22 protein-coding genes and 1 pseudogene are annotated in these 22,408 nt (G+C 73.5%); 10 read left to right on the forward strand and 13 right to left on the reverse strand.

The features are described 5' to 3' along the window. Positions 1–271 precede the first annotated feature (271 nt). Positions 272–2,002: an aa3-type cytochrome oxidase subunit I gene (gene ctaD, locus ACZ4VA_RS16475; protein ID WP_355793465.1), complete on the forward strand. Its 1,731-nt coding sequence runs from the start codon at positions 272–274 to the stop codon at positions 2,000–2,002. Here the strand turns inward: ctaD and ACZ4VA_RS16480 are convergent. The 5 genes from ACZ4VA_RS16480 to ACZ4VA_RS16500 all read right to left on the reverse strand — a co-directional run bounded on the left by ACZ4VA_RS16480 (position 1,911) and on the right by ACZ4VA_RS16500 (position 7,054). After that, positions 1,911–2,921: a helix-turn-helix transcriptional regulator gene (locus ACZ4VA_RS16480; RefSeq protein WP_468081777.1), complete on the reverse strand. Its 1,011-nt coding sequence runs from the start codon at positions 2,919–2,921 to the stop codon at positions 1,911–1,913. The two genes, ctaD and ACZ4VA_RS16480, sit on opposite strands and share 92 nt — an antisense overlap. 75 nt (positions 2,922–2,996) lie before the next feature. Beyond that, positions 2,997–3,821 (reverse strand): hypothetical protein, encoded by an 825-nt coding sequence (locus tag ACZ4VA_RS16485; protein ID WP_468081779.1) that lies wholly within the window; start codon positions 3,819–3,821, stop codon positions 2,997–2,999. Then, entirely contained in the window at positions 3,818–5,086 is a 1,269-nt protein-coding gene (locus tag ACZ4VA_RS16490) for a glycosyltransferase family 4 protein (RefSeq protein WP_356173355.1), read from the reverse strand. The genes ACZ4VA_RS16485 and ACZ4VA_RS16490 overlap by 4 nt, the downstream gene beginning before the upstream one ends. A 154-nt stretch (positions 5,087–5,240) precedes the next feature. After that, positions 5,241–6,512, reverse strand: coding sequence for an ABC transporter substrate-binding protein (locus tag ACZ4VA_RS16495; RefSeq protein WP_468081782.1), 1,272 nt, complete (start codon positions 6,510–6,512; stop codon positions 5,241–5,243). A 5-nt stretch (positions 6,513–6,517) separates the two neighbouring features. Beyond that, complete coding sequence (locus tag ACZ4VA_RS16500; protein ID WP_355793862.1) at positions 6,518–7,054, reverse strand: MTB12 C-terminal domain-containing protein; 537 nt, start codon at positions 7,052–7,054, stop codon at positions 6,518–6,520. A gap of 128 nt (positions 7,055–7,182) precedes the next feature. Between ACZ4VA_RS16500 and ACZ4VA_RS16505 the strand changes: the two genes are divergently transcribed. The 3 genes from ACZ4VA_RS16505 to ACZ4VA_RS16515 are packed head-to-tail and all read left to right on the forward strand — an operon-like array spanning position 7,183 to position 11,233. After that, positions 7,183–7,665, forward strand: coding sequence for a hypothetical protein (locus ACZ4VA_RS16505; RefSeq protein WP_468081784.1), 483 nt, complete (start codon positions 7,183–7,185; stop codon positions 7,663–7,665). Next, on the forward strand, positions 7,665–10,460 hold the full coding sequence (locus tag ACZ4VA_RS16510; protein ID WP_468081786.1) for an ABC transporter permease subunit: 2,796 nt from the start codon (positions 7,665–7,667) through the stop codon (positions 10,458–10,460). Before ACZ4VA_RS16505 ends, ACZ4VA_RS16510 begins: the two co-directional genes overlap by 1 nt. Next, positions 10,457–11,233, forward strand: a complete 777-nt coding sequence (locus tag ACZ4VA_RS16515; RefSeq protein WP_468081788.1) for an ATP-binding cassette domain-containing protein — start codon at positions 10,457–10,459, stop codon at positions 11,231–11,233. Before ACZ4VA_RS16510 ends, ACZ4VA_RS16515 begins: the two co-directional genes overlap by 4 nt. Before the next feature lie 181 nt (positions 11,234–11,414). On the opposite strand, the pseudogene ACZ4VA_RS16520 reads toward ACZ4VA_RS16515, so the two are convergent. Then, positions 11,415–11,771, reverse strand: a pseudogene (locus ACZ4VA_RS16520) (transglycosylase family protein); the annotation flags it as partial. A gap of 132 nt (positions 11,772–11,903) precedes the next feature. After that, positions 11,904–12,551, reverse strand: coding sequence for a LysM peptidoglycan-binding domain-containing protein (locus tag ACZ4VA_RS16525; RefSeq protein WP_389390913.1), 648 nt, complete (start codon positions 12,549–12,551; stop codon positions 11,904–11,906). Between the two features lie 528 nt (positions 12,552–13,079). Between ACZ4VA_RS16525 and ACZ4VA_RS16530 the strand changes: the two genes are divergently transcribed. Both ACZ4VA_RS16530 and ACZ4VA_RS16535 read left to right on the forward strand, forming a co-directional pair. Continuing rightward, a complete protein-coding gene (locus tag ACZ4VA_RS16530; RefSeq protein WP_356173338.1) occupies positions 13,080–13,868 on the forward strand; it encodes a hypothetical protein in 789 nt (262 codons plus the stop codon). A 136-nt stretch (positions 13,869–14,004) separates the two neighbouring features. Continuing rightward, positions 14,005–14,430 carry a hypothetical protein gene (locus ACZ4VA_RS16535; protein ID WP_356244116.1) on the forward strand — a complete coding sequence of 142 codons (426 nt, stop codon included), beginning with the start codon at positions 14,005–14,007 and terminating at the stop codon, positions 14,428–14,430. Positions 14,431–14,484: 54 nt separating this feature from the next. On the opposite strand, the gene der is transcribed toward ACZ4VA_RS16535, so the two are convergent. From der to aroH, 5 genes are all read right to left on the reverse strand, one after another. Then, a complete protein-coding gene (gene der / locus ACZ4VA_RS16540; RefSeq protein ID WP_355791039.1) occupies positions 14,485–15,957 on the reverse strand; it encodes a ribosome biogenesis GTPase Der in 1,473 nt (490 codons plus the stop codon). Positions 15,958–16,060: 103 nt separating this feature from the next. Next, positions 16,061–16,771: a lysophospholipid acyltransferase family protein gene (locus tag ACZ4VA_RS16545; protein WP_356244119.1), complete on the reverse strand. Its 711-nt coding sequence runs from the start codon at positions 16,769–16,771 to the stop codon at positions 16,061–16,063. Beyond that, entirely contained in the window at positions 16,729–17,424 is a 696-nt protein-coding gene (cmk, locus tag ACZ4VA_RS16550) for a (d)CMP kinase (RefSeq protein ID WP_468081792.1), read from the reverse strand. Before cmk ends, ACZ4VA_RS16545 begins: the two co-directional genes overlap by 43 nt. 143 nt (positions 17,425–17,567) lie before the next feature. Further along, positions 17,568–18,653, reverse strand: a complete 1,086-nt coding sequence (locus tag ACZ4VA_RS16555; RefSeq protein WP_356173332.1) for a prephenate dehydrogenase — start codon at positions 18,651–18,653, stop codon at positions 17,568–17,570. Next, entirely contained in the window at positions 18,650–19,012 is a 363-nt protein-coding gene (gene aroH / locus ACZ4VA_RS16560) for a chorismate mutase (protein WP_319744618.1), read from the reverse strand. Before aroH ends, ACZ4VA_RS16555 begins: the two co-directional genes overlap by 4 nt. A 233-nt stretch (positions 19,013–19,245) precedes the next feature. On the opposite strand from aroH, the gene ACZ4VA_RS16565 reads away from it, so the two are divergent. From ACZ4VA_RS16565 to ACZ4VA_RS16580, 4 genes are read left to right on the forward strand one after another with little or no spacing between them, the layout of a single operon-like run. After that, a complete protein-coding gene (locus ACZ4VA_RS16565; protein WP_355785484.1) occupies positions 19,246–19,905 on the forward strand; it encodes a hypothetical protein in 660 nt (219 codons plus the stop codon). Positions 19,906–19,930: 25 nt separating this feature from the next. Next, a complete protein-coding gene (locus tag ACZ4VA_RS16570; RefSeq protein ID WP_468081795.1) occupies positions 19,931–20,515 on the forward strand; it encodes a DUF6529 family protein in 585 nt (194 codons plus the stop codon). Beyond that, positions 20,512–20,946 carry a Rieske (2Fe-2S) protein gene (locus tag ACZ4VA_RS16575; protein ID WP_468081797.1) on the forward strand — a complete coding sequence of 145 codons (435 nt, stop codon included), beginning with the start codon at positions 20,512–20,514 and terminating at the stop codon, positions 20,944–20,946. The genes ACZ4VA_RS16570 and ACZ4VA_RS16575 overlap by 4 nt, the downstream gene beginning before the upstream one ends. Positions 20,947–20,968: 22 nt before the next feature. Further along, entirely contained in the window at positions 20,969–21,733 is a 765-nt protein-coding gene (locus tag ACZ4VA_RS16580) for a nucleotidyltransferase domain-containing protein (RefSeq protein WP_468081799.1), read from the forward strand. Here ACZ4VA_RS16580 and ACZ4VA_RS16585 read toward each other — a convergent pair. Then, positions 21,638–22,408, reverse strand: coding sequence for a nucleotidyltransferase domain-containing protein (locus ACZ4VA_RS16585; RefSeq protein WP_468081801.1), 771 nt, complete (start codon positions 22,406–22,408; stop codon positions 21,638–21,640). The genes ACZ4VA_RS16580 and ACZ4VA_RS16585 overlap by 96 nt on opposite strands.

A 22,408-nucleotide genomic window follows, 5' to 3' on the forward strand; every position in this document is an offset into this window, starting at 1 on the left:
AGGGGTTCCGGGCACGTTCCGCGAGCCGCCGCGGGGAATTCCCGGTGCGCTTCCGGAAGCCCTGAATTGGCCGCGCGAAAGAGCGTGCGTCGCCGTCCCACCGCACTTTTCCCGGGCCCAATCCGGGGCCCCTCACGGATACCTGCCGGGCAGGGAAATACGCGGTTCCCGGACAGAACCCCCGCACGCCCCCTGTCGGAGCACGGGCGGCGCGAGCATCATGGCGTCTGCTTCAGCGGGGCCCGGGACGCGACGAGCGAAGGGGCGGGCGATGGGCACGAGAACCGCGCGGGCGGCGGCACGACCCGTACCGGCGAGGCGGCCGGGACGGCTGGTCGTGGACTGGCTGACCACCACGGACCACAAGAAGATCGGGCACCTCTACCTGATCACGTCGTTCGCGTTCTTCCTCGTCGGAGGGGTCATGGCGCTGCTGATGCGCGCCGAACTGGCCCGGCCGGGACTCCAGGTGATGGACAACCACCAGTTCAACCAGATGTTCACGATGCACGGCACGATCATGCTGCTGCTCTTCGCGACGCCGACCTTCGCGGGCTTCGCCAACGAGATCATGCCGCTGCAGATCGGGTCGCCGGACGTCGCCTTCCCCCGGCTCAACATGCTGTCGTACTGGCTGTTCCTCTTCGGCGGCCTGATCGTCCTCAGCTCGCTGGCCGTGCCCGAGGGGCCCGCGGACTTCGGCTGGTTCGCCTACGCCCCGCTCAACGGCCTGGAACGGTCGCCGGGCATCGGCGCCGACCTGTGGATCATGGGCCTCGCGCTGGCCGGCTTCGGCACCATCCTCGGCGCGGTCAACTTCATCACGACCATCGTCGGCATGCGCGCCCCCGGCATGACGATGTTCCGCCTGCCGATCTTCACCTGGAACGTCCTCTTCACCTCGATCCTCGTCCTGTTCGCCTTCCCGGTGCTGGCGGCGGCGCTGCTGGTCCTGGAGGCGGACCGGCGCTTCGGATCGCAGGTGTTCGACGCGGGCAACGGCGGTGCGCTGCTGTGGCAGCACCTGTTCTGGTTCTTCGGGCATCCCGAGGTCTACATCATCGCGCTGCCGTTCTTCGGGATCATCACGGAGATCATCCCGGTCTTCAGCCGCAAGCCGGTCTTCGGCTATCTCACCCTGGTCGGCGCGACGATGGCGATCACCGGGCTCTCGGTGGTCGTGTGGGCGCACCACATGTTCGCGACGGGCGCGGTGCTGCTGCCGTTCTTCTCCTTCATGTCGTTCCTGATCGCGGTCCCGACGGGCGTCAAGTTCTTCAACTGGACCGGCACCATGCTCAAGGGCTCGCTGTCCTTCGAGACGCCGATGCTGTGGGCGACGGGCTTCCTGGTGTCGTTCCTCTTCGGCGGTCTGACCGGGGTGATCCTGGCCTCTCCGCCGCTCGACTTCCACGTCACCGACACGTACTTCGTCGTCGCGCACTTCCACTACGTGGTGTTCGGCACCGTGGTCTTCGCGACCTTCGCCGGATTCCACTTCTGGTGGCCCAAGTTCACCGGGAAGATGCTCGACGAACGGCTCGGGAAGATCCACTTCTGGACGCTGTTCATCGGCTTCCACACCACGTTCCTGGTGCAGCACTGGCTGGGCGCCGAGGGCATGCCGCGCCGGTACGCCGACTATCTGGCCGCCGACGGATTCACGGCGCTCAACACCGTCTCGACGATCGGTGCCTTCCTTCTCGGCACGTCCACCCTGCCGTTCCTCTACAACGTCTGGCGCACGGCGAAGCACGGCACGCCGGTCGGCGTCGACGACCCCTGGGGCTTCGGACGCTCGCTGGAGTGGGCGACCTCGTGCCCGCCCCCGAGGCACAACTTCGTGACGCTGCCCCGGATCCGCTCCGAGTCACCGGCGTTCGACCTGCACCATCCGGCGTTCTCGGCGATCACCCCGCCGCAGACCCGGTCGGGGCAGGAGGGGAGTCCGCAGCTGCGCTTCGGTCAAGAGCGTCCGTCAGACGGTCCCGGGCCGTCCTGACCGCGTCGAGGAGCTCGGGCGGTTCGAGCACCTCGAAGGCGAAGTCCATCATCAGGATGTGCACGACCATCAGCTCGATGCCGGCGGCCCCGGTGCGCAGCAGGCAGCTGTCCTCGCCCTCCGCCTCCAGCGTCCCGGCCGAGGGCGAGACGCGTTCCTGAGCCTCCTGGAGCGGCACGAGCAGCCGGACGACCGCGTGGGTGGCGTACGCGCGCGTGGAGACGCCCCGCGCGACGTGGTCGGCCAGGTCCCCGGCGGGCGGGGTGCGGGGCGTGAAGCGCGGTCCGTGCGGCGGCCTGGGCGTGATGCGGTCCACCCGGAACGTCCGCCAGTCGTCCCGGTCGACGTCCCAGGCGAACAGGTACCAGCGGCGCTCGGAGCAGACCAGGCGGTGCGGCTCCACGGTGCGCCGTGTCGGGGAGCCGCCGTGGTCGAGGTACTCGAAGCGCAGCCGCTCGCAGTCCCGGCAGGCGTTGGCGAGTTCGGTCAGCACGCCGGGGTCCACGGTGGACGCCTGCGGGCCCCGCAGCATCGGCACGGTGAACGCGGTCAAGGCGCCCACCCGGCGGCGCAGCCGGTGCGGCAGGACCTGTTCCAGCTTGGCGAGGGCGCGCACCGACGTCTCGCCGATGCCCTCGATGCCCTGCCCGGCGGCCTGCCGCAGTCCGACGGCCACGGCCACCGCCTCCTCGTCGTCCAGCAGCAGGGGCGGCAGCTCGGCTCCCGCGCCGAGCTGGTAGCCGCCTCCGGTGCCCGGACTGGCGTTGACCGGGTAGCCGAGTTCGCGCAGCCGGTCGACGTCGCGGCGGACGGTCCTGGGCGTGACACCGAGCCGGTCCGCCAGGTCGGCGCCGGACCACTCGCGGTGCGCCTGGAGCAGTGACAGCAGGCGCAGCAGGCGTGCCGAGGTCTCCAACATGGCGCCGAGTCTGCCAGCCCTCGCGGACAGGGACGGTCCGCGAGGCGACACCGGCGGGCCGAGGATCACCGTCGGTCAGCCGGCCGGGGTCACCGCCACGGACAGGTCGTTGTCCCGCGTGTAGTAGGGCCCGGCGCGCACCGGGCCGTGCTCCGTCTCCAGGCCGGTCCTGGGGTACGTGAAGATCCGCTTCTTGTCGGCGACGTCGTCGAGCAGCCGCGCGATCCGCACCCGGGGCCCGTCCTCCCCCGCCGGACGCAGCCACAGGTCCCAGATGCCGGGCGCCAGGGCCTCGTAGGACAGGGCGAGGGTGAACCGGGCCTGCGCCGCGTCCACTTCGGCGCGCACCACGGATCCGGCGTGCCGGTGCCGCAGCTCCGCGTACGCGTCCGGCGTGCACGAGGTGCCGTACACCCGGCCGTGCACCCTCAACTCGCTCTTCTCGATGAGCAGTTCACCGGCCTCGGCGTGCGGTGCGCGCAGCCAGCTGCGGACGGTGAGGTTGCCGTGCTTGGTCGTGTACGGGATGCGGACGGCGACGTGGCCGCGGGAGCCGCCGGGCATCCGGTCGACGAGCGAGCGCAGGTCGTTGACGCCCGGCGCGAGGCGCCGCGGTTCGCCGCCGGCAGCTCTGGCGTACGCGTCCCAGCGGCCCTCGGGCAGGGCGACGCTGCTGGGCAGCGCGGCGCGCAGCCGGCCGTCCGCCGCCGGGGTCAGCGGCAGGCTGATCTCCTCGGTGCCCTCGCGGCGGCGGAGCACCAGGAGCGCGTCGCCCGGTTCCCCCGTCTCCGTGACGTCGAAGGTCAGTCCGCCCGCGGAGTCGGCGATGCAGTCGGCGCGCGGCGGCACGGCGGTGTCCTCGCCGGATCGCCGGGGTGTGGTCCGTTCGGGCGTCCTCACGCGGCACTCCCCTTGGTCCGGGCCGGGCGTCCGGCATCCCGAACGGCATACGCACCGCTGAGCAGCGTTCCGCGCGTGCGGTGCAGCGATCCGCGCACCCGGCCGCCGAAGCCGGAGCCGCCCCGCCGCGACAGGCCGGAGAACATCGACTCGTAGCGCTCGGCGATGCGGGCCGGATCGAAGCGTTCGGAGTCCTTGAGCGCCGCGTCGGCCATCCGCAGCCGCAGCCCGTCGTCGTTGATGAGTTCCAGCAGTCCCTCGGCGACGGCCGCCGCGTTCCCGACCTCGACGAGACGGCCGTCGACACCGTTGTCGATGATCTCGCCGGGGCCGTGCGGGCAGTCCGTGGACACCACGGGCAGACCGCAGCGCATGGCCTCGACGATGGTCATGCCGAAGGACTCCAGGCTGGAGGTGACCGCGGCGATGGAGCCCTTGGCCCACTCCGGTTCGATGGGGTGGGCCGGGCCCATCAGGAACACGTGGTTGTAGAGGCCCAGTTCGTCGATCAGGGCGCGCAGCCGGTCCTTCTGCCTGCCGCCGCCGTAGATCCGCAGCCGCCAGTCCGGGCGCTGGGCGCGCACCCGGTCGAAGGCGCTGATCAGCAGGTCGTACCGCTTCACCGGCACGAGCCGGCCCGCGGCGACGACCCACTTGCCGAGGCCGTCCGCCGGCTCGACGCCGGGGGCGGGCACCGGGTTGGGCACGGCCTCGACCCGGACCCCGGGCAGCCGCATCCGGCTTCGGTAGGCGCGGGCGTCCGCCTCGGTGGTCGTGGTGAGGGCGTCGAGCCGCGGGTAGGCGGCGCGCAGTTGCCGGCGCAGTGCGGGCGAGTGGCTGTCCAGGGTGAGGTGCTCCTGCCCGACGCGCACCGGTCCGCGCCTTGTCTGGCGGGCCAGGTGGACGTTCAGACCGGGCCGGGTGCCGACCACGACGTCGGCCTCGACGCTCGTGAGGTGCTCGGCGATGCGCCGGTCGGTGAGCGCGCTGTACTGCTCGTAGCGGCCCTCGGCGCGCGGGAAGACGGCGGCCGGGCGACGCGCGGCCGGATCGTCGCCGTCGTGCCCGGCGCCGTCCGCGCGCAGGTCGACGAGGTGCCGCAGCCGGATACGCGGGTCGGGTGCGAAGACGGGCTCGTCGCGGTGGCGGAAGACGGAGACGATCTCGACGTCGTGCTGCTGCGCGAGCGTGCCGGCGAGGTTGTACGTCGTCCGGATGGTCCCTCCGATGCCGTACGCGTTGTGTATCAGGAAGGAAATATGCATGCGTCCCCGAATCCCCTGGGTTCTCCTGTCTCGTCCACCTACCGCATGGTCAGACCCATAGATCGGGTGCGGGGTTGGGCACCAACACCGTGTTGTGCCCGAACGGATGCCCTATCGGTAGGTGGATTCGGGAACCTTTGGGCGGTGTTGTGCATCAGGGGCGGTAGGACAGCTGCGGTACGTCGAAGCAGGTGCGGTTCATGTCGCCCTGGCTCACCCAGCCCTCGCCGTCCTTCCAGCGGGCCACCGAGACGCAGCTCCGGCGGCTCTTCGGGGGCTCGGTCAGCCGCTCGTAGGTGACGGGGAGCAGCAGTCCGCCGGCCGTGTACGGCGTGCCGCGGTTCATGAACCGGTCGACGCACGCGCGCGTGACGCCCGTCGGCGCGCACGACCGGGCGGCGTCGGTGAACCACCTGGCGGCGGCCCAGCCCTCCAGCTGCCACTGGGAGTGGCTGCCCAGCCCCTTGGTGGCGTCCCGGAACTCCCGTACGGCCGGGTGCCCGGTGTCCTCGTGGTTGCGGCTGGATCCGGTCGCCCACAGGGCGTTGCGGCAGCGCGGCGCGTCCTTGAAGTCCTCGGGGACGGTGGACGTCCAGTTCTGCACGTTGGTGACCTTGGCGGTCACCTCGGCGCCGACGTCGTCCATCGCCGCGCACAGCCTGCTGTTGCCGTGGGTGTCCAGGGCGTCGAAGACCAGGTCGGCGCCCTGTTTCTTCAGGTCGGCCGCAGCGGCCCGGAAGTTGGGCAGCGCGAAGTCGACCTGCTCGCCGACCACGCGGTACCCCTCGGCCTTCAGGCCCCGGACGACGAGGCGGGCGTAGGCGGCGGACGCGGCCTGGTTGTAGGAGACCACCGCGGCCGTGCGGGCGCCGTGCTCCCGCTTGAAGTAGCGGTAGACCTCGGTACCGCCGTAGAGCTTCCCGTCCCAGCCGGGACTGCCGGTGCGGGGCGCGAGGCTGCCGTAGATGCCGTACAGGTGCGGGTAGGTGTCGTAGGCGGCTCCGATGGGCTCGCCGCCGATGTCGGGCACGCCCGCGCGGGAGACGCGGGAGGCTCCGGCGTAGTCCAGCGCGGTGGTGGCGACGAGCGCGACGACGTGGTCCTCGTCGACGAGCCGGTGCACGCACTCGTTGTTGCCGACCCCGCTGCCGCCGTCGTCGCACGTGCGGACCTCGACCGTGCGGCCGGCGATGCCGCCGCGCGCGTTCAGCCGGTCGAAGAACGCCTTGGCGCCGTCGCGCGGGCCGGTGAACGCGGAGCCGCCGACGGGACTGGTGGCGCTCGTGAGGATGCCCACGCGGATCGGGGCGGCGTCCCGTCCGGTGGGCGTCGGCCGGTCCTCGAAGTCGCTCTCGGGGAGGCGGCTGCCGCAGGCCGTGCCCAGCAGCAGCACCAAGCCCGCGGCGAGGGCAGTCCCGGGCCGCACGCGGGTCAGCAGCCCGGCCCCGGGGACGTGTTGCCGCTCAGCTGGACCAGTGCGCAGAGCGTCTTGACGGAGACCTTCCAGGTGCCGTCCTGCTCGACGGCCGTCCCGGAGGCGCCGGGCAGCGCGGTGGCGCCCTTCAGGGTGAGCGCGTACGTCACGTCCGCCCCGGTCGCGGAGGTGAACTCGACCTTCTCGACCTTCGCCTCGACCTGCTCGCCCCGCTCGTCCCCGTCGAAGCCCTTGAGTACCCCGGTCATCTCGTCGCCGTTCTCCAGGACGGCCCGCTTGTCGGCGGTGGGGACGGCGGGGTCGAAGAACTTCCGCCAGTTCCGCCTGATCTCCTTCTCCGCCGCCGCCGTGTCGGACGGCGCCGTCGCGCCGGACTCCGTGCCGGTCGGCCGCTCGACGGAGGGCGTGGGGACGGTCGTGTCCCGGCCCCCGCTGTCGTCGCCGCACGCCGTGAGGGACGCGGCCAGCGCGAGCGCCACGGCCGCCGTCACCCCCCGCACACCGCTCCGCCTGGCATCGCTCCCGAGAACCATCTGGCTCACCACCGGGTGTCGGTCCGGACCGTGTGCGCCCGGAGCTTTCGGGGTCGGCTTCCAGAAGGCATAGTGCAAGCCATCGGCCGACATGGACAGACACATGACGTGACGACGTGGGAGCCCGGATGCGGACTGCTCGACTGCGGACTGCGCACCCCGTCCTGTGGGCCGGGTGGGCCGCACTCGCCGTCGGGGCGGTGCTGTGCGTCATCGGCTGGTACGGCGTCTCGGGCGAGCGGTTCGCGGAGCGGCAACTGCCGTACCTGGCCTCGTGCACGGTGCCCGGGGCCGCCCTGATCGTCGCGGGCGCGGTGCTGCTCGCCCACGCCGGGAACGCGCGGGCGGCGGCGCGGATCGAGGAGCTGTACGGCCTGCTGGTGGCGGACGAGCCGGCCGGTGCGGACGGGTCCGGGCAGGCCGGGGCCGCGCCTCTCGCCACGAGCGGCGAGCTGCTGACGCTGCCCGGCGGGACGCTGTGGCACCGCGCGGACTGTCCGCTGGTGGCCGGGAAGCCCGAGGCGGTGCCGGCGGACGCGCGGGACCTGGCGGGCGGCGGGCTCGGCCCCTGCCCGGTCTGCGAACCGCCCCCGGCCGCCCGGACCGACTGATGGCGTCCCTGACGTACGACCTGACCCTGGCCGGGCTCTCGGTCGGCGGCGCCGCCGCCCTGACCGGCATCGGACTGATCGTCACCCACCGCGCGACCGGGGTGCTGAACTTCGCGCACGGCGCGATCGCGATGGTCTGCGCGTACCTGCTGCGCCAGTTCACGGTCGAGTGGCACTGGCCCCTCGCCGTCTCGGCGGCGGTCACCCTGCTGGTCGTGGCGCCCGGTATCGGCGTGGTCCTGGAGCGGTTCGTCTTCCGGCCCCTGGCCGTGCTCGGCACCGACCCCGCCCGCACGCTCGTCGCCTCCCTCGGTGTCTTCGTGCTGCTGGTCGGCGGGGCCGCGCTGGTCTGGGGCACCGGAGCGCGCTCCGACGCGCCGGCGCCGGTGCCCGCCGACCCCTGGGGGCAGCTGGCCGCGGCGCTGGTGCTGGCCGCGGCCGTCACGGGGGTCACCCGCTCCACCCGCTTCGGCCGCGAGCTGCGGGCCGTCGTCGACGACCGCCGACTGGCCGCTTTGTGGGGCGTCGACGCCGACCGGGTGGCCGCGGCGGGCTGGGCGTTCGGCTCGTTCACGGCGGGGCTGACGGGCGTGCTGCTCGCGCCGTACGTGCGTCTCGACCCGTACGGCATGCCGCTCCTCGTCATGGAGGTGATGGCGGTCGCGGTGGCCGCCCGGATGCGCAGTCTGCCCGTGGCCGTCGTGGTGGCCCTCGGTGTCGGGGTGGCGCAGAGCCAGCTGACCCGGCTGCACCCGCCGGGAGGGGCCGAGCCGTTGCTTCAGGCGGTGGGCGCCAACCTCTTCGTGGTCGCCCTGCTGGTCGCCGCCCTCGTCCTGCCCGGCATCGGGGGCCGTACCGCCCTCCCCCGCACCGCCTCGGCACGCGTCCCGGTCCCGGCCGGCGCCCGGATCGTGGCGGTGGTCCTCTTCCTGCTCCCCCTCGGCTTCGCCGGTTCCGACCTGCACACGTCCGTCCAGGTCCCGGCCCTCGGGGTGGTGCTGCTCTCCCTGGTCGTCGTGACGGGCCGCGGCGGCCAGATCTCGCTCGGGCAGGCCGCGTACGCGGGTCTGGGTGCCCTGTTCACGGCGCTGCTCGCGGCGGGCCGCTTCCCCGGCGTGCCTGACCTGCCGGAACTCGCCGCGCTGGCCGTCGCCGTCGTCCTGGTGGCACCGCTGGGCCTGCTCACCGGCCGGCCGGCGATCAGCCGTCACGGTCTGGCCCTGGCGCTCGCGACCTTCGCGGTCGGGGTCGGCGTGAGCCGCTTCGTCTTCACCCAGCCGTACGCGACGTCGGGGCTGACGCTCGGCCGTCCGGCGGGCTTCGACGGCGACCGCGCGTACTACGTCCTCGAACTCGCCCTGCTGGCAGGCGCGTTATGGGCGGTCGGCGCCCTGCGCCGCGGCCGTACCGGCCGCGCCCTGGCGGCCATGCGCGACCACGAGTGGGGTGCCTCGGCCGCCGGAGTGCCCGTCCCGGCGCTGAAGCTGGCGGCGTTCGTCGCGGGCGCCGCGCTCGCCGCGCTCGGCGGCGGCATGCTCGGCGTGGGGCTGCGCGCCTTCGACCCCGCCGCCTACGACCCCGTCCGCGGCCTCCTCTGGTTCGCCGCGGTGGTCGTCCTCGGCGCCGACAGCGTGCTCGGCGCCCTCCTCGCGGCGGCACTGCTGGTGGGCCTCGACGCCGGCGCCCGGGGCGGGGTCGCCGCCGCCGTGATCGGCGTCCTCGCCGTCCTGGCGGGCCGTTTCCCCGACGGCCCGTACGAGGCCCTGCGGAGGGCGGCGGCCCGTGCGGGTCCTCCACGGCGGCCGGTGCTGACCGAGCGGGGAGCGCGGCTGCGCGAGCGGCTGCGGGCGGCGGGCGCACGGGCACCGGCACCGCCGCGGGGGCCCGTCCCGGCCGGTGCGACGGGCAGGCCGGCCGCCGTTCGTGCGGTAACGCCCCCCGCCCCGTCCCACGCCGGGGGTTCGCCCGCGCCACCCCCCGCACGGAAGGGCACGCCGACATCGGACGCCGGGCGCCCGGCCCCGTCCGTGCCGGTGTCCGCCGGCCCCCGGACCGACACCCCCCGGGGGTCCGGCGGTTCGCGCCCGGCACCTCCCCGCGGGGATTCGGCCCGCGTGCTCCGTGCCCGTCGTCTGCTCGTGCGCTACGGCGGCTTCACCGCTCTGGAGGGCGTGGACCTGGAGGTGCGGCCCGGGCGCGTCACGGCGGTCGTCGGGCCCAACGGCGCCGGCAAGAGCACCCTGTTCCACTGTCTGGCCGGGACCATGCGGCCGGACGCGGGAGCCGTGTCGTACGGCGCGCGCGACCTCACGGGGCTCGCGGCGCACGCCCGTACCCGGCTCGGCATCGCGCGCACCTTCCAGCAGCTCGCCGTCTTCCCGTCGTTGACCGTCGCCGACAACGTGCGGGTCGGCGCCGAGCGGGGCCGGGCCGGCGGTCCGGGCTCCGTGGAGCGGGCGTTGCGGCTGCTCGGGCTCGACGGGCCGGTGCGGGACCTGCCCGCGGCGGACCTGCCGACGGGGACCCTGCGCCGGGTCGAGCTGGCCCGGGCCCTGGCGGGGAGCCCGCGCGTCCTGCTGCTGGACGAGCCCGCCGCCGGGCTCGACAGCGCCGAAGTGGCCGCGCTGGCCCGCGTCCTGCGGGCCCTCGCGGCGGACGGCACCGCCCTGCTGGTCGTCGAGCACGACCTCGACCTGGTCGCCGAGCTCGCGCACACCGTCCACGTCATGGCCGCCGGACGGATCGTCACCTCCGGCCCCGCCGGGCGTGTGCTGCACACGGCGGGTGAGGCGTGAGCATCGCCCTGCGCCACGCGCGCGTGCGCTACGGCCCCCTGGAGGCCCTGCACGGCGTCAGCCTCGTCGCGCCGTCCTCCGGCCTCACCGTGCTGCTCGGCCGCAACGGCTCCGGTCGTACGACGGCGCTGCGCGCGCTCGCCGGGGTGGTCCCGCTGTCCGGGGGCGCCGTCGTGTGGGACGGCGCCGACGTGACCCGGCTGCCGGCGTACGAGCGGGCCCGGCGCGGGCTGTGCCTGGTCCCGGAACGGGGGGCGGTCTTCGGCTCGCTCACCGTCCGCGAGCACCTCCGGCTGGCGGCGTCCGGGCGGCCGTTCGAGGCCGCGCTCGCCGCCTACCCGCGGCTCGAACCGCTGCTCCCCCGCCGCGCGGGCACCCTCTCGGGCGGCGAGCAGCGGATGCTGGCGCTCTCCCGCGTCCTGCTGGCACACGCGCGCGTGGTCCTCGTCGACGAGCCCGCGCAGGGCATGTCCCCGGCGGTCGCGGCGCGCACGTACGCGCTGCTGGTCGGTCTCGACGCGTGTGTGGTCGTCGCCGAGCAGCGGCTGCCCCCGGAGCTGAGCGGGGCGGGGGCCCGGCCGGCGGTCGTGCACGAACTGCGGCGCGGGACGGTCGTGTTCAGCGGGGAGGCGGCAGAAGTGACAGCGCGGACAGATCGGGCGGCAGCGGATCCGAGGCGGGCGCCTGGGACGCGGGAGCATCCGGGGGCGGCAGCGGGGGACCGAACAGAACGCGGTCCGAACCCCGGGCGTGGCCGGCCCCCTTCGGGATGAGCAGCATCGTGCCGGGGTTCAGCGGGCCCGGACGCGGCCCGAGCATCTGCTTGTTGGCCTTCTTCAGCGCCTTGCGCCCGCCCTTGACACCGTACTTGCGGGCGATCGACGTCAGCGTCTCGCCGGGCTTGACCACGTGCACCCGGCCGGCGAGCCCGTACTTCCTCGAGCAGTGGGGCCAGGCACCCCAGCCCTGGACGGCCAGCACCTGGGCGGCGACCTTGATCTGCTCCTCGCGGGTGGCCAGGTCGGCGCGCGGGGCGTAGGCGAGGCCGCCGAACTCCTTCCAGGTGGACTGCCCGAACTGCAGCCCTCCGTAGTAGCCGTTCCCGGTGTTGGCGTGCCACCGGCCGCTGCTCTCGCACTCGGCGAGACAGCCCCAGGGCCAGTCCCGTGCCGCGCAGTCGTACGGCGCGGACACCTCCTGGGGACCGGGGAGCGGCGCGGGTGCGGCGGTCCCCCGCGCCGGGACGAGTACGGCCAGGGCGGCGGCGGCCACGGCCGCGTACCGGATGCGCTTGATCGACACGGCGAGCATCGCGCCACGCTAGGCGGCGGGCCCACGCCGGGCCGGGCACCGCGCCCGGGGCGGCGCGCGGGCCCACCCGGTCGGAGGACCGGGCGCGGCCCGCGTCCCCGGTGGGACGCGGGCCGCGCTGCGGCCGACGGCTCAGATGTCGAGCCGCAGCCCGGGCATGATCAGGTCGGGATCACCGCCGATGGCGGTCCTGTTGGCGGTGAAGAGCTGCCGCCAGGTGGTCCCGTGCCGCGCGGCGATGGTGCTCAGGGTGTCCCCGGCGCGGACGGTGTAGTCGCCGCGGGACGCGCCGCGGTTCGGGTGGCCCGGCTCCCGTGCCGGCGCCTTCGACGGCTTGGACGGCTTCGACGGCTGCGACACCTTCGGCTCCGGAGCCGGCTTCGCCGCGCCCGAGGACGCGGGCGCGCCGCCACTGGCTCCGGCGCGTGCCGAGCAGGTGGGCCAGGCGCCCCAGCCCTGGGCGCGCTGGACCTTGGTGGCGACGGCGATCTGCGCGCTCCTGGACGCCTTGTCCGCGGTCGGCGCGTACGCCGTGCCGCCGTAGGCGCGCCAGGTGCCCGCGGAGAACTGGAGTCCTCCGTAGTAGCCGTTGCCGGTGTTGATGTGCCAGTTCCCGCCGCTCTCGCACGAGGCGATGCGGTCCCACACTCCGGCGTCGGCCGCGGCGGCGTCGCCGGTCGCGGCGAGCAGTCCGAGCGGGGCGAGCAGCGCGGCCCCGGTGAGGACCGCCGTCGTACGGGTCGTACGGACCTTGCGGGTGTCATCGGCACATGCGGTCATGTGGTTCCCTCTCGCAGGACCCGGGGTCCCCCGAGGCGGGGTGCGGATCATGTCGCTCAGGACGCGGTCGGCGCACTCCGCCCCGTCCGTCGGCGTGGTGCGGTGGTGCGGGGCCGGCGGACGTACCCGAGCGGTGCTCGTTGCACACGGCGGTGGAATCTAGGCAGCCCGGCGCCCGATAACAACCACATCCTTGTCATTCCAGGCCAGTTGGCCGTTACCGCGGGTATCGTCGAATTCCGGCCACCCCCTTCATCGGAAGATTTCCTGATTTGTCGACCTGTCGCCCTGGTGATCTGTGACTCACCTCACCGCTCCAACTTCCGCGTCTGACCGATTGGTTGGCATGGAGTGACGGATTCCGGGTCCCGGTTCACCCTCCGCGCCGGTTGGTTCGATTCCGTTCGCTCTCGGGCGTGACTCCGGCCACAGATCACCCGTTGTCTTCTTCATGAGCCGGGGACCCCCCGGGTTCATGGGCCGGGAGCCACCCGGCATCGCCACGTACCGCATCCCGAGGAGCCACCCGTGCCGCGCATGCTCGACGTCAGCGACGACGTACGCGCCGAGATCGGCGACGAAGAAGCCGACCGGCTGCTCGCCGGAGAGAACGCCCCGGGCAGTTACGACTGCACGTCCTGCCGCACCCCGGGCGACTCGGAACAGGAGCGCACCAGCACCGTCCTGTTCATCGGCGACGAGACCGCCGTCCTGGCCTTCGCCCACGCCACCTGCCTGCCCTCACAGGTCGTCCAGGTCACCGAGGAGCAGCTCCAGGGCGCCGCCCGTTCCATCGGCGCCGACGACGCGCCCGCCCAGGGGGCACCGGCGCAGCCCGCCCCCGAGCAGGCCGTGCTCGGCGTCACCAGCGGACTCGTCCTGATCAGCGGCGAGCTGCACCCGGCGCTCGTCGTGGAGCCGACCGGACCGATCGTCCGCCCGGGCACGAACGGCGTGGGCGACGACTTCCTCCCGCTGCTCATCGAGCAGGGCTTCATGCCGGTCACCGAGCTGAACTCGGCGCCCTCCGTGCTGCACGGCTGGTCCGTCCTGCTCGCCATGGGCCAGCTGCACGCCGTGCTCCAGCCCGGCACCGGCGGCGGCTCCCCGGTCGCCTGGTGGCAGGCGCACCAGCCGCTCCAGGTCACCGAGAGCTGGCGCGCCGCCGCCAACAAGCACCAGCAGGTGCTGCTGTTCGCGGCGCCGGTCGGCTCGATCGGCCGACAGCCCCGCGAGGACCTGCTGCGGGACGCGCTCGACAAGGCCGCCGCGGGCGGTCAGCTGGTGGCCGCGGCCCTCCCCCTCGCCGGCACCTGAGCCCGTCGGCACCGCGTGCCGGGGCGCGCCCGCCGGTCGCGCGCCCCGGCTTCCCCGTGCCCCGGTAGACAACGGCTGACCTGCGAAAGCGGCGGCATGACCGCATCCGCTGGGCGGATGGGTCGTTGGCACGTACGTGCACACCTACGACGCCCCCCGCCGCCAGCCCTTCCAGCCGATCCCGTCCGCGCGGGCGGCCCAGGACCCGCCGGGCGGCCCTTCGGCCACGCCGATCTACGACGCGCTCTACGCGGAGTGGGTCCGGTCCCTCAGGGCGCTGCCCGGCGACCGGCACGGCGAGGAGGAGCCGGCCTTCACCGCCTTCGGGAGCCTCCCGCGCGGCGCCAGTTCGTACAACTCGTACAGCTCGTACAGCGCCGGAGCGCACTCCGCGCGTCAGGGCGGCGCCCCGCACACGAACACGCCCCGGGGCGCGCAGGAGTCGCAGCACGGGCAGCCCTCCGCGACCCCGGTCGTCTGGCAGGCGGGCGCGCGCCAGCACGGCACCGGGATGCACCACGTTCCGGCGGGCCTGCCGCCCGCGCCCCGCAAGGGGCTCTGAGCGGGACACGGGAAAGGGGCGGCTCCTTGACGGAGCCGCCCCTTTCCCGTGGTGTCACTTCTTCTTGCCGCGCTTCTCGCGCACGCGCACCGAGATGTGGATCGGCGTGCCGTCGAAGCCGAACTCCTCGCGCAGGCGGCGCTCGATGAAGCGCCGGTAGCCGTGCTCGATGAAGCCGGAGGCGAAGAGCACGAACCGCGGCGGCTTGGTGCCCGCCTGGGTGCCGAAGAGGATGCGGGGCTGCTTTCCGCCCCGGATCGGGTGCGGGTGGGCCGCGACCAGTTCGCCGAGGAAGGCGTTCAACCTGCCCGTGGGGACGCGGGTCTCCCAGCCGGCCAGCGCCGTCTCGATCGCCGGGACGAGCTTCTCCATGTGGCGGCCGGTGCGCGCCGAGACGTTCACCCGCGGCGCCCAGGCCACCTGGAGGAGCTCGGTCTCGATCTCCCGCTCCAGGTAGTACCGGCGCTCCTCGTCGAGGGTGTCCCACTTGTTGAACGCCAGGACGATCGCGCGGCCCGCCTCGACGGCCATCGTGACGATGCGCTGGTCCTGCACCGAGATGGTCTCGGACGCGTCGATCAGGATGACGGCGACCTCGGCCTTCTCGACGGCGGCGGCCGTGCGCAGGGAGGCGTAGTAGTCGGCGCCCTGCTGGAGGTGGACGCGCTTGCGGATGCCCGCGGTGTCGACGAACTTCCAGACGACGCCGCCGAGTTCGATGAGCTCGTCGACCGGGTCGCGGGTGGTGCCCGCGATCTCGTTGACGACCACGCGGTCCTCGTTCGCCACCTTGTTCAGCAGGGACGACTTGCCGACGTTCGGGCGGCCGATGAGGGCGATGCGGCGGGGGCCGCCGACGGCGGTGCCGAAGGTCTGGGCCGGCGCCTCGGGCAGCGCCTCCAGGACGGCGTCCAGCATGTCGCCGGTGCCGCGGCCGTGCAGCGCGGAGACAGGGTGCGGCTCGCCGAGGCCGAGGGCCCACAGGTAGGAGGCGTCGGCCTCGCCGCTCTGGCCGTCGACCTTGTTGGCGCACAGCACGACGGGCTTGCCGGCCTTGCGCAGCAGGCGGACGACGGCCTCGTCGGTGTCGGTGGCGCCGACCTTGGCGTCGACGACGAAGACGACCGCGTCGGCCGCCTCGATCGCGTACTCGGCCTGCGCGGCCACGGAGGCGTCGATGCCGAGGACGTCCTGCTCCCAGCCGCCGGTGTCGACGACCTTGAAGCGGCGGCCGGCCCACTCGGCCTCGTAGGTGACGCGGTCGCGGGTGACGCCGGGCTTGTCCTCGACGACGGCCTCGCGACGGCCGATGATGCGGTTCACCAGGGTCGACTTGCCGACATTGGGGCGGCCGACGACGGCGAGGACGGGCAGCGGGCCGTGGCCCGCCGCCTCCAGGGCGCCCTCGACGTCCGCGACGTCGAAGCCCTCTTCCGCGGCGAGCTCCATGAACTCCGCGTACTCGGCATCGCCAAGCGCCCCGTGCTCGTGCTCGGCCGAGCCCTCGGGCTGGATGTGGTCGTTCATGAAGTCCGTACCTCGTCGTTCATCGTGGTGATCGGTGGAAGCTCCCGGTGTCGGGTGATCCACTACTCAAGTGTCGCCCAGCGCTCGGTGGGGCGCCCGGCGTTCATTCCGCCGGGCGTCCGGTGAGACGTCTGGCGTGGTCCAGGTGCGCGCTGAGCTGCTTCTGGATGCGCAGGGTCGCCTCGTCCAGCGCCCTGCGCGTACGTCGTCCGCTGCCGTCGCCCGCTTCGAAGGGTTCGCCGAAGACGATGTCCACCCGGCTGCGCAGCGGCGGCAGCGCCTTGGTCAACCGGCTGCTCCTGCCGGAACTTCCCAGCACCGCCACCGGGACGATCGGGGCGCCGCTGCGGACGGCGAAGTACGCGAGCCCGGCCCGGAGCGAGGCGAAGTCGCCCTCGCCGCGGGTGCCCTCGGGGAAGATTCCGAGGACGCCCCCGTCGCCGAGGACACCGAGGGCCTGCGTGATGGCCGTGCGGTCGGTGGTCGTGCGGTCCACCTTCACCTGGCCGATGCCGAGCAGGAAGGGGTCGAGCGGTCCGATGAACGCTTCCTTCTTGATCAGGAAGTGCGTGGGCCGGGGCGCCACGCCCATGACCATCGGTCCGTCGATGTTGTGCGAGTGGTTGACGGCCAGGATGGCGGGCCCGGTCGCGGGCACCCTCCAGGCGCCGAGGACGCGCGGCTTCCACAGGCCGTACATCAGGCCGACGCCGATGCGGCGCCCGACCTCGGCACCGCGGAAGGACGGCGTCTGCGCCGAAGGGGCTTCGCTCACTTCGCGGCCCGCTTCTCCTCGACGAGGGTGACGACGCACTCGATGACCTGCTGGAGCGTGAGGTCGGAGGTGTCCACCTCGACCGCGTCGTCCGCCTTGGCGAGCGGGGAGGTCTTGCGGCTGGAGTCCGCCGCGTCCCGCTTGATCAGGGCCTCGCGGGTGGCGTTGACGTCGGCGCCCTTGAGCTCGCCGCTACGGCGGGCGGCACGCGCCTCCGGGGAGGCGGTGAGGAAGATCTTCAGGTCGGCGTCGGGCAGCACCGTGGTGCCGATGTCACGCCCCTCGACGACGATCCCGGCGTGCGCGGCGCCCGCGATGGAGCGCTGGAGCTCGGTGATCCGGGAGCGGACCTCGGGCACCGCGCTGACCGCGCTGACCTTGGAGGTGACCTCCTGGCTGCGGATCGGGCCCGCGACGTCGGTCCCGTCGACGGTGATGGTCGGCGCGGACGGGTCGGTCCCGGAGACGATCTCCGGCTTCCCGGCCACCGCGGCGATCGCCGTCGGGTCGGTGATGTCGATGCCGTTGTTCACCATCCACCAGGTGATCGCCCGGTACTGGGCACCGGTGTCCAGGTAGCTGAGCCCCAGCTGCGCGGCGACGGCCTTGGAGGTGCTGGACTTGCCCGTGCCGGAGGGGCCGTCGATGGCGACAATCACTGCCGGGGCGGTCCGGGCGGCGCCGTTTTCCACGGTGGAGACACCTTCCTGGTGCGTGGTGGAGGTCTGTGCGGGGCACGAGCGCGCCCCGCACAAGGTTACTGGCTCCGCGGACCCCGTATTACTGGCCCGTCCCCGCGCCCGTCACCGGCCGTGCCCGCGCCGGGCGCCGGGCGCTACTGCCGCAGGGCCCAGCCGCGCTCGCGCAGGGCCGCGCTCAGCACCGGCGCCGCCTTGGGCTCCACCATGAGCTGGACCAGGCCGGCCTGCTGACCGGTGGCGTGCTCGATGCGTACGTCCTCGATGTTGACCCCGGCCATCCCCGCGTCGGCGAAGATGCGGGCCAGCTGGCCGGGCTGGTCGTCGATCAGGACGGCGACGACCTCGTACGCCCGCGGGGCGGAGCCGTGCTTGCCGGGGACCCGGACCTGGCCCGCGTTGCCGCGCCGCAGGACGTTCTCGACGCCGGAGGCTCCCTCGCGGCGCTTCGACTCGTCGGAGGACTGGAGGGCTCGCAGCGCCTGGACCGTCTCCTCCAGGTCGGCGGAGACCTCGGCGAGGAGGTCGGCCACCGGACCCGGGTTCGCGGACAGGATGTCGATCCACATCCGGGGGTCGGAGGCCGCGATGCGGGTCACGTCGCGGATGCCCTGCCCGCACAGTCGTACCGCCGCCTCCTCCGCGTGCTCCAGGCGCGCGGCGACCATGCTGGAGACGAGGTGGGGCATGTGCGAGACGAGCGCCACGGCCCGGTCGTGGGCGTCGGCGTCCATGACGACGGGTACGGCGCGGCAGTGCGACACCAGTTCCAGGGCGAGGTTCAGCACCTCGGTGTCCGTGTCGCGGGTGGGCGTCAGGACCCAGGGGCGGCCCTCGAAGAGGTCACCGGTGGCGGCCAGCGGGCCCGACTTCTCGCGGCCCGACATGGGGTGCGTGCCGATGTACGAGGAGAGGTCGAGTCCGAGTGCCTCCAGCTCGCGCCGGGGGCCGCCCTTCACGCTGGCCACGTCGAGGTAGCCGCGCGCGAGGCCGCGTCGCAGGGCGTCCGCGAGGGTGGCCGCGACATGGGCGGGCGGGGCCGCGACGATCGCGAGGTCGACGGGGCCGTCCGGCGCCTCGTCCGTGCCGGCGCCCAGCGCGGCGGCCGTACGCGCCTGCTCGGGGTCGGGGTCGACGAGGTGGACGACGACGCCGCGGGCGGTGAGCGCCAGCGCGGCCGAGGTGCCGATGAGGCCCGTTCCGACGACGAGTGCGGTCCTCACTGGGCGATGTCCTTGCGCAGCGCGCCCGCGGCACCCAGGTACACGTGGGCGATGTCGGCACGGGGCTTGTCGGACTCGATGTGCGCGAGGAGACGGACGACCCGGGGCATCGCGCCCTCGATGTCGAGTTCCTGCGCGCAGATCAGCGGCACGTCGACGATGCCGAGCTTGCGGGCCGCCGCCGCCGGGAAGTCGCTGTGGAGGTCGGGCGTCGCGGTGAACCAGATGCTGATCAGGTCGTCCGTGGTGAGGCCGTTCCGTTCCAGGACGGCGGTGAGCAGCTCGCTGACCTGCTCGTCCATGTGGCCGGCCTCGTCCCGTTCCAGTTGGACGGCGCCCCGGACCGCTCGTACCGCCACGGTGATGCTCCTCGCTGACTTGCGTGCACGTCTTGTCGCACCAGCGTAGTCAGCCCGCGACCGGCAGGAGTGCGGCGCCCGCCTGCCGAGACGCCCGCGGACGGCCCGCCCGCGGCGCCCGCAACACATCCGTGCGCCTCTGGACGCCGGGGCGCGCGTCCGCTCTGATGGCAGGAGGCCGGTGGCCGCGGCCCACGATCCGCGGCGAAAGGCCCGACTCGGGGGAGACACACATGAGGCGTTCCGGACCCCTCCTGACCCTGCTCGCCGGACTGCTGCTCGGTGTCTTCATGCTGTCGCTGAACGCGACGACCGGCACGGAGGGCTCCTCCTACGAGAGCCGGGCGACGCCCAGTGCGACCCCGGGAAGCCCGTCCCCCGCCGCGTCGACGACGCCACCGCCGCCCACCCCTTCGCGGACCGCCCCGGTCAACGCCGACTACGCGGGCCGCACCGACGACGACTCCTCGGCGATCGCGGTCTCCCTGCGTGACGGCAGGGCGATCGCGTACTTCTGCGACGGCCGCGACCAGGAGTCGTGGCTCAAGGGCGACGTCGAGGACGACGGCACGATGCGCCTGACCGGCAAGCACGGAGCGAAGCTCGACGGCACGCTGGAGGAGGGCCGGCGCATCCGCGGCACCGTCGTCCTGAAGGGCGGGCGGCACGCCTTCACCGCGGACAAGGCCGTCAAGCCGTCGGGGCTGTACCGGGCGACGGCGACCGTGCGCGACGCGAAGATCGACGGTGGCTGGATCGTGCTGCCCGGCGGGAAGCAGGTCGGCGTCCTCACGCGCGACGGCGAGCCCGGGGCCGCGCCCAGGATCGACCCCGCGACCGGCGCCGTGACCGTCGACGGCGAACAGCTCACCGCCCGGCCCGTCACCCCCTGACCGCCTCTTCCGCAGGGAGCCGTAGATGACCGTCGACCCGAACGCCGCCACCCGGAGCTTCCCCCCGGCCGGTCCCGCCCGCCACGGCCCGCACCCCGCCCGCTATCTCGTCCCGGCCCTGGTCGCCGCCGCGGTCGCGGTGGGGCTCGGGGTGTACGGCAAGGTGCACGACCCCGCCGGGACCGCCTTCAACCTGGCCGGCTTCAGCAGCACGGGCGCGGTCAAGAGCTGGCTCGCGACGGCGGCCTTCGGGTTCGCGGTCGTCCAGGTCGTCTCGGCACTCATGGTGTACGGCAGGCTCCCCGGTCCCCGCTGGTCTCCGGCGCTGCACCGCTGGTCGGGCCGGATCGCGTTCCTGCTGGCCGTGCCGGTCGCCGTGCACTGCCTCTACGCCTTCGGCTACCAGTCGTACGAGCCGCGCGTGTGGTGGCACTCGCTCCTGGGTTGCTTCTTCTTCGGGGCTTTCAGTGCCAAAATGCTCCTGCTCCGCTCGGAGCGACTGCCCGGCCGGCTGCTGCCGATCGTGGGGGGACTCGTCTTCACCGTCCTCACGGTCGTCTGGCTGACGTCGGCTCTCTGGTTCTTCCGCACCTTCGGAGTGAGCACATGACCAACCCCTCGGCGCGGCGCACCGTTCTCGTGACGGGCGCGGCGGCGCTGCTCGTCGGCTGCAGCAAGTACGGCGACGAGGGCGGCGACGGCACGCCGGAGTCGTCCTCCGCGGGGTCCTCGAAGACGGGGGTCGCGCCCGGCGGCGAGGAGTTGGCCGGCACCGGCGACATCCCGGTCGGGGGCGGCAAGATCTTCAAGGAGCAGAAGATCGTGGTCACCCAGCCGGAGAAGGGTGACTTCAAGGCCTTCTCGGCGGTCTGCACCCACGCCGGCTGCACGGTCGCCAGCGTGTCGGACGGCACCATCAACTGCCCGTGCCACGGGAGCAAGTTCCGCATCGAGGACGCCTCGGTGGCCGACGGTCCGGCCCCGCGTCCGCTGCCCGCGGAGAAGATCACGGTGAGCGGAAACTCGATTCGCCGCGGCTGAGACGGCACGTACGCTCCGGGACATGCATCCCGAGGCCCTGGTACGCGATCACACCGTCTACGCCTGCGTGATGGGCTCACGCGCCTTCGGGCTGGCCACGGACGGCAGCGACACCGACCGGCGGGGCGTGTTCCTCGCGCCGACTCCCCTGTTCTGGCGGTTCGACAAGCCGCCGACCCACGTCGAGGGCCCGGCCGAGGAGCAGTTCAGCTGGGAGCTGGAGCGCTTCTGCTCCCTCGCCCTGCGCGCCAACCCGAACGTCCTGGAGTGCCTCCACTCACCGCTGGTGGAGCACGCCGACGACACGGGCCGCGAACTGCTCGCCCTGCGCGGGGCGTTCCTCTCCCGGCAGGTCCACGAGACCTTCGCCCGCTACGCTCTCGGGCAGCGACGGAAGCTGGAGGCCGACGTCCGCAGGCACGGCGCGCCCCGCTGGAAGCACGCCATGCACCTGCTGCGGCTGCTGATGACCTCCCGCGACCTGCTGCGCACGGGGACGCTGACGATCGACGTGGGCGACCAGCGCGAGCCGCTGCTCGCCGTGAAGCACGGCGAGGTCCCGTGGCCGCGCGTCGAGACCTGGATGTCCGCCCTGTCCCGGGAGGCCGACGCGGCGGCGGGCCGCAGCCCGCTCCCCGCCGAGCCCGACCGGGCGCGTGTCGAGGACTTCCTCGTCCGCGTCCGCCGCGCCTCAGCCCTGAGCAGCGCCGCCGGGCCCCGCCAGCCGGACCCGGACCACGAGGTCGTGCAGGGCGTCGCGCGCGGCCGGGGCGTCGGGCAGCGCTGAGGACCGCTGCGCCTCGTCCAGCACGGCGTGCAGCCGCTCCACGTCCTCCCGGACCCGCGCCTCGGCGACGTCCGCCGGTCCGTGCTCGCGTTCCGCCTTCGCCGCGATCAGGTCCGGCAGGTACGCGGGAGCCTCCACCTGTCCGAGGAGCGTGGGCAGATGGGCCTGCACCTCGCCGCTGCGCATCAGGTGGATACCGGTGAGCAGGACCCTGAACGTGTAGAGCAGCGGCTTGAGTTCACCGGTCCGCTCGAAGAGCCGCCACTGCGTGGTCGCGAAACCCCGGTAATGGTGGGCGTGATGGCCGGTCAGGACGCCGGGTGCGAGCGCGGCCAGTTCGCGGTGCGCGTCGGTGGTGTGCACGACCAGCGGGGAGAGCAGCTGCTCCAGCACATAGCCGTTGCGCCGCAGCATCAGCCGTACGAACTTGCGCAGGTCGTGGGTGACCAGGTCCATCTCGACGCCGTCCCGGTCCCACATCCGGGACCGGGTCTCGTCCGGCTCCCGCAGGCCCACCAGGGCGTCCACCGGCAGCAGATGGACGCCCCTGAGGTCGACGTCCGAGTCGCGCGAGGGGAAGCCGTAGAGGTGCGCTCCGGAGACGGTGGCGAAGAGCACCGGGTCGGGCTGCTCCGCCACCACGGGGCCGAGATCGAATTCCAGGACGTCGGTCAT

It is taken from the genome of Streptomyces sp. NPDC028308 (genome assembly GCF_055565855.1).